This is a genomic window from Frankia sp. CeCAU1, assembly GCF_977971845.1.
On the sequence record NZ_CDWWXA010000116.1, the window covers coordinates 5912 to 15558 of the forward strand.

Annotated in this window: 6 protein-coding genes and 1 pseudogene; 2 read left to right on the forward strand and 5 right to left on the reverse strand. The window is 69.4% G+C overall.

Annotated elements, in window-relative coordinates:
* The first annotated feature begins 237 nt into the window (after positions 1-237).
* Positions 238-1353, forward strand: a complete 1116-nt coding sequence (locus AC08OO_RS17935) for an SGNH/GDSL hydrolase family protein (RefSeq protein WP_476610805.1) — start codon at positions 238-240, stop codon at positions 1351-1353.
* A gap of 94 nt (positions 1354-1447) precedes the next feature.
* Here AC08OO_RS17935 and AC08OO_RS17940 read toward each other — a convergent pair whose 3' ends face one another.
* The 3 genes from AC08OO_RS17940 to AC08OO_RS17950 form a co-directional block, all read right to left on the reverse strand.
* Complete coding sequence (locus AC08OO_RS17940; protein ID WP_476610804.1) at positions 1448-2920, reverse strand: Kelch repeat-containing protein; 1473 nt, start codon at positions 2918-2920, stop codon at positions 1448-1450.
* 264 nt (positions 2921-3184) lie between these two features.
* Positions 3185-4141, reverse strand: a complete 957-nt coding sequence (locus tag AC08OO_RS17945; protein WP_476618800.1) for a lysylphosphatidylglycerol synthase transmembrane domain-containing protein — start codon at positions 4139-4141, stop codon at positions 3185-3187.
* 5 nt (positions 4142-4146) lie between these two features.
* A complete protein-coding gene (locus tag AC08OO_RS17950) occupies positions 4147-5415 on the reverse strand; it encodes a glycosyltransferase family 4 protein (protein ID WP_476610811.1) in 1269 nt (422 codons plus the stop codon).
* Between the two features lie 485 nt (positions 5416-5900).
* Between AC08OO_RS17950 and AC08OO_RS17955 the strand changes: the two genes are divergently transcribed.
* A complete protein-coding gene (locus tag AC08OO_RS17955) occupies positions 5901-6323 on the forward strand; it encodes a maleylpyruvate isomerase N-terminal domain-containing protein (RefSeq protein ID WP_476610802.1) in 423 nt (140 codons plus the stop codon).
* A 50-nt stretch (positions 6324-6373) separates the two neighbouring features.
* On the opposite strand, the pseudogene AC08OO_RS17960 reads toward AC08OO_RS17955, so the two are convergent.
* Positions 6374-7211 (reverse strand): annotated as a pseudogene (locus AC08OO_RS17960) (transposase); the annotation flags it as partial.
* Positions 7212-7373: 162 nt separating this feature from the next.
* Positions 7374-9161: a reverse transcriptase/maturase family protein gene (locus tag AC08OO_RS17965; protein ID WP_476610801.1), complete on the reverse strand. Its 1788-nt coding sequence runs from the start codon at positions 9159-9161 to the stop codon at positions 7374-7376.
* Between the last annotated feature and the right edge of the window lie 486 nt (positions 9162-9647).

The window sequence follows — 9647 nt, forward strand, 5'->3', positions numbered from 1 at the left end:
GTCGCAGGACTGCTACTCCACGTGCACCACATCCGTGGACTCCACTCCACGGCCTGTCATCATGACGGTATGACGGGTAGCGATCTCGGGCGATGCCGGTGGAGCATGCTCGTGGTGGGTCTGGTGGCGGCCATGGCTGCCGTGGTGGTCGCGGGTTGCCGTGACACGGGCGCAGCGGAGGTATCCCGTAGCCGGCAGAACGTCGCGGCAGCGACATCGCAACCTTCTGTGACGACGGTGACACGTTCACGGCAGGCGATGGTGACCGTGCAGGCGGGACGCTCGCGCACAGTCGTCGGGCTGAGCGCGGTGGCCCTGCACGGCAGGGTCACCGGGCCCGCGGCATCCACAGCGTGGACGATGCTGTCGGGACCGGCCCCGGCCCGATTCGCCGGTGACGCGCCGGACACGACGGTGACCCTCCCGGCTCCGGGCAACTACGTGTTCCAGTTGACCGCGACCGACCGGTCCGGCCGTTCACGATCCTCGCGGACCAGGCTGACCGTGCTGCGCTACGTCGCGCTGGGTGACTCGTATTCCTCCGGGGACGGAGCCGGCCCCGTCGCCGACTACCTCCCGGGCAGCTACCGGCCATTCGGTGGCTGCCGACGCTCGACCGATGCCTACCCGGCTCTCGTCCACGCCGCCCTGGCCACCAAGGACCCGCCGCCGTCCGCGACGTCTGATCCACTGTTCACCTTCGGGGCCTGCGCGGGCGCACGCACTCGGGACTTCTCCACGTCGCAGGGGCCTGGCATCGTACCACAGGACACGTATCTGGACGGGTCGGCCGACACCGTCGGACTGGTCACCCTCACCGTCGGCGGCAACGACATCGGTTTCGCCGACATCGCGGTCTACTGTGCGGCACTGCACGTGACCACACTTCTCCCGTCCTGCCGGGACCACTCCGCACCGGCCGTCGGGGCCGCTCTGAACACCCTGCAGTCACAACTCACCGCGACCTACCGGGCTATCCGACGGGCCCCCAGCCTCGCCCCCGGGGCACGGATCCTCGTCCTGGGCTATCCCCGGCTGTTCCCCGACACTCTGGACGCACCCTGCCCGGTCAGCGTCCTCGGGAAGTTGGGGGTACGCATCCAGCCGGCCGACGCGGCCTGGTTCAACCAGACCGTCCACGACCTCGACAACACGATCCGCGCCGCCGCGAGGGCGGCCGGCGTGACCTACGTGGACACCGAGAACGCCTTCGCCGGGCACGAGTTCTGCAGCAGTACAGGAAGCCCTCCCGACGTCGACCTCCTCGGAACGCCGTTCTCCGCCGCGTTCCACCCCAACGGCCAGGGGCAGCGCGCGCTGGCCACCGCGATCACCGCCGCCTATCTTCAGTAAACGCGGCCAGCAGCCGGGGCCGGCCTCATGGGACAGGGCGGCCGGCGCCCGACTGGCGGCGTTGTTCGTTACTTGTTTCGCTATTCGCTATTCGCTATTCGCTAAGTGCGGCGACGGTGTTCAGCGTCTTGCCGGAGCTGGACGTTCCACCCAGCACGTACACCCGGCCGTCACCACCGGTTGCCGCGGCATGCCCGGCCCGGGTCGAGGGGGAGCTGGTCGGTCCGGCGGCCCACCGGTCGTCCTTCGGGGTGTATGCCTGCACCGCCCCGGTGACGTTCCCGGCGCTGTCCCGCCCGCCGATGATGTAGACCCGGCCGTCGGGGCCGGTCGCCCCGGCGGCACCCGCGACGCCGTCCGGCAGGTCGGACATCTGGGCCCACGAACCCTTCTCGGCCGCTTTCGAACCAGGTGTATAGGCGAAGACGTCGGTGGCTGCCCGCGCTGCGGAGCCGCCGCCAGCCCCGATGCCGCCGGCGGCCAGGATCCGGCCGTCCGGCAGTGCCGTCAGGACCGGAGCCCTGTTCCCGGATGGCGGTGCCCCGGCCGTCGACCAGCTGTCCGAGCCGGGGTCGTAGATCGCCAGGGTCTTCGCGTCGAGAACGTAGATCCTGCCGTCGGTGCCGCGGGCCGCGCTCGGGTCACCCATGGCGCTCGGCAGGGGCTTCCCCGTCGACCAGCTTCCGCTGGACGGGGTGTACACCTCGACGATGTCCGTGGGCTGGTTCGAGCTGCCGGACCGGCCGCCGATCGCGTAGATCCGGCCATCGAGGTCGGTCGCGGCGGCGAGGTGGGTACGCGCGGTCGGCAGATCGGGCGCGTCCGTCCAGGCGTTCTTCCGCGGGTCGTAGACCTGGACCGTCCCCACCGGCGTCAGGGGTGCGACGCCCGGCGGTGACGTGGGTGCGCCGGTGCCCGTCGGTGTCCCGGGTGTGGTCGGTGAACCGGTCGGACTCGCGCCGGGTGATCCGGTCAACGTCGCGGTGGGCAGGTCGGTGGTCGGGCTGGTGGTCGGGTCATCGGTTGACGGGCCGAGCGGACCGGCCAGTGGCTTCCGGGTCAGGCTCGCCGGACCCACCGTCGATGTCGTCGTCGCGGAACTTCCGGGCGTCCCGGTGGGGGCCGGCGACTGCGTCGGTGATGCGGGTGCGGTTGGCGAAGTGGGGGTGGTGGTTGGCGAAGTGGGTGTGGTGGTTGGTGAAGTTGGTGTAGTTGGTGACGCGGTCGGGCCGGGCGTTGCCGTGGGCGTCCCCGTAGGCGAGCCCGGGGCGCCGCCGCCGGCGCCCGTCTCGGCGGCCTGGCCGCCGATCGCATAGATCAGTCCGTCACATCCCGTGGTGGCCGCGAGATGGACACGGGGAGTCGGCAGGGCGGTAACCGTCTCCCAGCTTTGCAATGGGCCGGCGATCTGGGGCAGCGACGGGCATCTGCTCGTCGGGCTGCCGGTCGGTGCTGCCGCCTCGGCCACCGAGCTGAGCAGCCCCGGCGCGGCCAGGGCTGCTGCCAGCGTGGCGGTCAGGACGAAGGCGCGCGAGGCGCACCGACGTGATGTACGGGACCAGTTCATGAAGTCTCCCCCCTCTGAGGACCGCGGGTGCGGCCCTGACCGACGGGTGGATGGCATGGGTAGATGACGGTGCACGCACGAGAACTAGCTGTACGTTGTGCATCCTGACGTTGTGCATTCCCATTGATTCGAAGAGTAATCACCATTGGGTTCGGTGACCGCGGGTCCACCCGGATGGGACGAGTGGGCCTGACGCGGTGCGGGACCATCCCCCGACGGGGGTGAGTGGCGCGGGTCAGAGGTGCGGGGGGTGAGTGGCGTGGGTCAGAGGTGGCCGCGGCGGACCAGCAGGGCCAGGACGCAGGCCGACGGGGCCATCGGCAGCCATACCGTGATCATCCGGTAGCCGAGGACCGCCGCGAGCGCGATGGCGGCGGACTGGCCGGCAGCCATGATCGCTGCTGTCAGGGCCGCGTCGAGCGAGCCGAAGCCGCCCGGCGAGGGCACCAGGGCCGAGGCCGCGCTCGCCGCGAAGTAGATCGCGAATACCGCGCCGACCCCGAGCGGAAGGTGCAGCGCACGCATGATCGCCCACAGGGTCGCGGCGTGCAGCATCGGGATGGCGGCCGAGCCGCCCCACAGCAGGGCCGCCCGGCTCGGCGACTGTAGGGTGATCTTCATCGACCGTAGGTGGTCGACGATGCCCGCCCATGCCCGGCGGGCCGCCCGGCGGACCGGGGTGATCAGCCAGCCGAGCAGGCCGAGCAGAGCGAGCCCGGCGAGCACCGCCGGGACCACCATGGCCACCGGCTCGCCGCGGGGTAGGCGTGCCACGTCCACCGGCAGGAATCCCCCCGCCAGGAGCATGATCAGCACGGCCAGGTGTGTGGTGACACCGGCGGCGGTGTCGAGGCCCACCGCCGTCACCGCCTCCCGCAGGGTCAGCCCCGCACGATGCAGGAAACGAAGCTTCACCGCGCCGACCCCGAAGCCCGCCGGCAGCACGTGGTTGGCGACGCTGCCGGCGACCTGGACCGCGAGCAGCGGACCCACTGGCAGGGGCCGGGCCACCGTGCCCTGCTGGCAGGCCGCTCCCGCGATCCAGGTCAACTGGGCGACAGCGACCGCACCCACCAGCCAGGACGGGTGGGCGCGCGTCAACGCGTCGACACCGCTCTCGACCGTTGTCCACGAACACGCGAGCCAGACCACCGCCAGCAGCGGCGCGGCCACGGCTGCAACCCCCTTCGCCCGGATGTATCCCACCCGCCGTCTCGCCATGGAATTCAACCGCCTTGGTTCACATCGATCCGGTCTGGAACGATGTCGTCCGAAATCATGCCGCTGGGCCCGATGTTGCTCGAGACGACGCCATCCGGGATCTCCCGATGCGCCGCCAAGGATCCGAAAGAGTGTCCCGCGACACCCTCAAAATCGGAATCTGGCCCGCCCGCGAGCAGTCCGGCGAGCCGCCGGCTCAACTCACCCCAGTTCCAGTTCCGGCACATCCAGTCCCGTCCGGCGAGGCCCATCCGGGCGGATCTCTCGGGGTCGTCGAGCAGGTCGGCGACGGCCGTCGCCACGGCGTGCCGGTCGCGGCCGTCCACGACGACGCCGGTGCGACCGGGCAGGACGACGTCGGGTGCCCCGCCCTGGGCACCGGTGACGACCGGCAGGCCGCTCGCCGCCGCTTCCAGGGCGGACAGTCCGAGACCTTCGAGGTCCAGGCCGAGCAGGCGGGTGCGGGACGGCATCGCGAAGACGTCGGCGGCGTCGAGATAGGCCGGAAGATCCTGCTCCGTGACCGCGCCGGCGAAATGCACCGTGTCGGCGACGCCCACCTGGGTGGCGAGCCGTCGCAACCGGTCCGCGGCAGGACCCTGCCCGACCAGCAGCAGCCGTGCGGCGGGATGACGTCGCAGGACCACCGGCCAGCCTCGGATGAGCATGTCCTGCCCCTTGCGCGCCACCAGGCGGGCCACGCAGATCACGACCGGTCGGTCCGACCAGCCGTGTTGCCGGCGGATCTCCTCGCCCCCGACCCGCGGCCGGAACCGTCCGGTATCCACCCCGCCGGTCAGCCGCGCGAGTGTCGTGCCCGGCGGGGCGACGGCGAGCAGCCTGCGCCGGGTGAACGCCGTCAGGTAGGTCAGGACGTCGGCCCGGGCGGCGACCGTTCGGACGAGCGACCACCCGCCGGGCAACCGGGACCAGGCGACCTCGTGCCCGTGGCTCGACGACACCACCCGGGAGATCCCGGCCGTTCGCAGCGTCGGGGCTAGCAGGCCGAGCGGCGCCGCGGTGGGAAACCAGGCCGCCTCGCAGTGCTCGGACCGCACGACCGATCGCAGTAGGCGCCGGGATCCGGGGGAGGTGAGGATCCTCTCGTCCATGCGGATCACCGGGAAGGGCAGCGTCCGGTCGAAGGCGGCGGCGCTGGGGGCTGCCGGCGCCACGACCACCAGCCGGTCAGCCGGAAGCCCGGCCGCGAGATGGCAGGCGAACGTCTGGATGCCGCCGAGCACCGGGGGGAACTTGTCGGCGACCACCAGCATGCTCGGCACGTCGACCGGGCTGGTACCGGCCCCGGCAGGACCGGCCCCGGCAGGACCGGCCCCGGCAGGACCGGCCCCGGCGGGATCGGTACCCGAGGCCGGTCCGCTCCTCGCAGGGCGGATCGGCGCGTTCGGATCATCGATGGGGCCGGGCGGGAGGGGAAGTTCCCTCACGCGTCGTCCGGCCGGCGACAGGGCTGAACGAGCGGCATCGGGCGTGTGGCGTCCCGGTTGACGGGATGCGACGGCAGGGGGCGACCTTTCATGAAGGGAGATGATTGCAGCCTCACGATGTGGCGCTAATGAGACCTGCGATCGTGACGAGCGTCCGCGCCAGGGGCGCATCCCGTGGTACCCGGTACCCGGTACCCGGTACCCGGTACCCGGTACCCGGTACCCGACACCCGGCGTCCGCGCCGGACTGATCGCGGGCATGACCGGGTACCCCTGCGGCAATGTCCGCACAGTGCGGAGGGAGCGGCGCGATGGCGACCATGCTGGCCGTCGCGGAACGTCACGACGCGCTCGTCCGGGCGCTGGACCTCTTCGACGCGCAGGTGCGGGCGGTGCCGCCCGGCGGGTGGGATGCGCCCACGCCCTGCCGGGACTGGAACGTCCGCGCGCTCGTCAACCACCTCACCGTGGAGCAGCTATGGGTTCCGCCGCTGCTGGCCGGCCTCACCATGGCTGACATCGGCTCCCGGTTCGAGGGCGATCAGCTCGGGGCGGATCCCGTGGGGCACGGGACGCCTGGAACCGCCCGGGAGCCTGGGCGTCGGTGCCGGTCCTCTCCTTCGGCCCCATCGCCATCCTGTCAAAGCGAGCTCACCGGCATCGCAGACCCATCGGCTGACCGGGACACCCGAGGACATTTTCCCGCACTCATGGTGATCAGCGAAGCGATCTAGACCACCTGTCAACTTAACGGCTCTGTCGCATATCCGGTGGTGACTGAGCGTTAGCTGAGCAGGATCCGGTGGCGGAGGAGCAGGAAGCCGGCGCGGCCGTGCATCTGCCGTATGATCTTTTTGGTCGTGGTGTTGACGCCTTCGGTGCCGCCGTTGCTGTAGGGCAGGGTGAGCGCCGTGTCGACGGCCCTGCGGTCGAGGTCGAGGCTGCGGGTGTAGGCGTGCAGGTGGGGCAGGTCCGCGGCCCGCGCCGTGGTGATCCAGGCGGTGAGGAGGTCGTCGTTGCCGTCGGCGGGGTCGAGCAGCGCGGCGAAGTCGTCGACCAGGCTCGCGAGGGCGGTCATCTCGGGGCAGGCGGCGGTGAGCTCGCCGAGCCGGTCGCGTTGGGCGTCGGTGAGTGCGTCGGGCCTGGTGAGCAGAAGCCCGGGTCAGGGCGCGCGGGGACATCACCGGCTGGTCGCCGTCGAGCCGGCCCTGGTTGATGTAGCGGACGAGCAGGTTGTGGCTGCCCGAGTAGCCCTGCTCGCGGATCTCGCGGATCTCGCGGATCTCGCGGAACAGGCGTAGGACCGGGACGGCGGGCTCGTCGGCGCGGCGGCCTCGGAGATAGTCGTGGTAGGGGTCGACCAGGGTCGGTCGGAACGCCGGGGTGTGGATCAGCCGTTCGGGCTCGGGGACGCGGGCGTAGCGTTTGACGGTGTTGGGCGCGAGGTTGAGCCTTCGGGCGCGGTCGAGCAGGCCGACGCCGGAGTCGAGCAGGTCGTGGACTTGGTGCCAGTGTTGTCGGGTGGTCTGGGCGCGGGGCCCCTCGGTCGGCGGTGGTGCGGCCTTGGCCCGGCAGGTGCTGTGCGCGGCGACCTTCTGGCGGACGGCCTCGGCGAGGTTGTTGGGTCGGACCGGGGCGCCCTGCCGGGGTTGCTCCCGGTGGGTTTCCCCGGTCCGCCCGCCGAGTCGGGTAGGCCGCCGGCGAGGTGCCCTGGTTGGGTCCTTTTCCGTCGGCCCCCCGCCGAACCCGCCGGGCGGCGTTAACCGCAACGGGCTCTCCAGTGGTTATGCCGTGGGGTGCGTGGTTGGCCGGCCGGCGTGGATGGCCTCGTGGCAGGGGCGGCAGGTGACGAGTGTCTTTCTCTGTCGCATGGCCATGAGGCGGACCCATGCCGGTTTTTCGCGTCGTCCTGGCCTGTTGAGGTCCGCGAGGTGGCGGACGTGGTGGACTTCCACCCTGTCCGTTGATCCGCAGATCTCGCAGGCACCCGCGAGGAGCCGGTGGATCAGTTCGTTGCCGCGGGTGGTGTTCAGGACGGGCGCCCGGTCGTCGATGGCTGCCGTTTTCTGTCGTTGTGGCGGTATGCCGCCGAATCGTGCGACCAGCGGTTTCCTGCCGTCGCTGCGTGGGACGGTGACCTGAAAGCAGGTGCGCGGTCCGTGGTCTGTCTTCACGGTGGTCTTGTACTTGCGGGCCATCGTGTTGACGGTGGACTTGTGCTTGCCTGCCAGGGTCTTGAGCATGGAGGTTTCCATGGTCCAGCGCAGTTTCTGAAGCCGGTATACGTCACCGGCGAGCAGGTAGTACTGGACGACGCCCCGGTACTCGGCCTGATACTTCGACACGATGGTGTAGTCGGTGTCGTCGAGCATCTGTGGCCGTTGCGCGGGTTTTCCGCGCCGGGAGTACTGGGCACACTTGTTTCTGATCACGTCTGGGGGAACACGTAGCCCGATGGCTCCATTGACCGACCGGCGACCCCGGGCGATCTTCGTGTCGGAGTGTTGGGCCACAATGTCATAGCCGAGGAACCGTGCCCGCCCGGTCTGGGCGTGGATTATCAGCGTCTTCTCCCTCGACAGTTCCAGCTTGAGGTCATCATGCAGGAACTGCCGTATCCTTTCGGTGATCTGGGCTGCTTCGGCTTTCGGACCGCTGAACCCGAGCAGAATATCGTCCGCGTACCGCACATACCGAAGCCGCCGATAATCCGGATCTCTGGGATCCTGGCTCGGCAGCTGGCGACGTTCTTTCCGGAGTCGGCTCAACCCCTGCCGGTCTCCACGTCGCCGGGCACGGGCGATCGCGTACTCCATCTTCTGGTAGGCAGGGTTGGGGGCCCTGCGCCTGCCCCGGTTGTAGTCCGGGAACAGGTGCGTGACGACGAAACTGTCCAGCCGGTCGAGGTAAATGTTTGACAAGATCGGGGATGCCGGACCGCCCTGTGGGGCGCCGGACAGTGTCGCTCCCCATTTCCAGTCCTCCAGATACCCCGCCTGTAGCATGCCCTTGATGAGCCGGAGGAACCGGTTATCGTGGATTCTTTCACCCAACGTGTCGAGCATGACCTGGTGGTCGAGTTGCTCGAAGCAGCGGGAGATGTCTCCCTCGATGAACCAGTGTGTTCCCTTCCAGACGTCGACCACCTCACCTAACGCGGTGTGGCAGCCTCGGCCTGGCCGGAAACCGTGGGAGCGGTCGGAGAACTGGACGTCGTAGTACGCCTCCAGAATCAGGCGCACGACCTCAGCGGCCAGCTTGTCCGACCAGGTCGGCAGGCCAAGAGGACGCTTCTTCCCGTTCTTTTTCGGGATGTGCACCCTCTTCACCGGTTTCCATCGATAGCGCTCGCGGCGCATTGCATGGGTGATGCGTTCGATGGTGGCCAGTGACATGCCGTCCACGGTCTCCCCGGTCACCCCGGGCGTCATCGCTCCCTTGTTGGAGTACAAACGCCCGTAGGCATACAGATACAGTGCCGGGTTGAACAGCTGTCGATACACGCGGTCCAGCGGCAGTCCTCTCCTTCCACGTTCACGGAGGACACCCAGGACCGTTTCGGCGTTCTGCATTACGCATACCTCCCGTCCTTGTAATGTCCGGCCACCTGTTCCCCTTCGCCCTGTGCACCGGCTCTCCCGGGCTCCCTGGTAGGGCGTTACTCCCACGACTACTACGGGAACTCCGTCACCTTAGGACTCGCGCCCCTTAGGCGATCCCGTGGTACGTCCCTGCTGTACGTATCGAGCACGACGTAGGCGTTCCATTCATCTCCTTGAATGCCCTCGCTGAGCATCGTCCGCACCCCGGAGGTTATCCCAGCCCACGGTTCTGGCCAGGACAGGGAACGGCACCGGTTTCAGACGTCTTTCCGGCGGGTCCGCACTTCTACCATCTGGAGATTGGAATTCAGGCAATCCAGCTTTCGCCATATCGTGCGGGCTCGACGGCGGCCCGTCTTCGACGCCTTCGCGACGCCCGCCGTCTCCTGGCATGCTGCTGTCCCCCTCACCTTTCGGATCAAGGTAAGCCAGCGAGCCCAAGGACCTTCCTCCGAG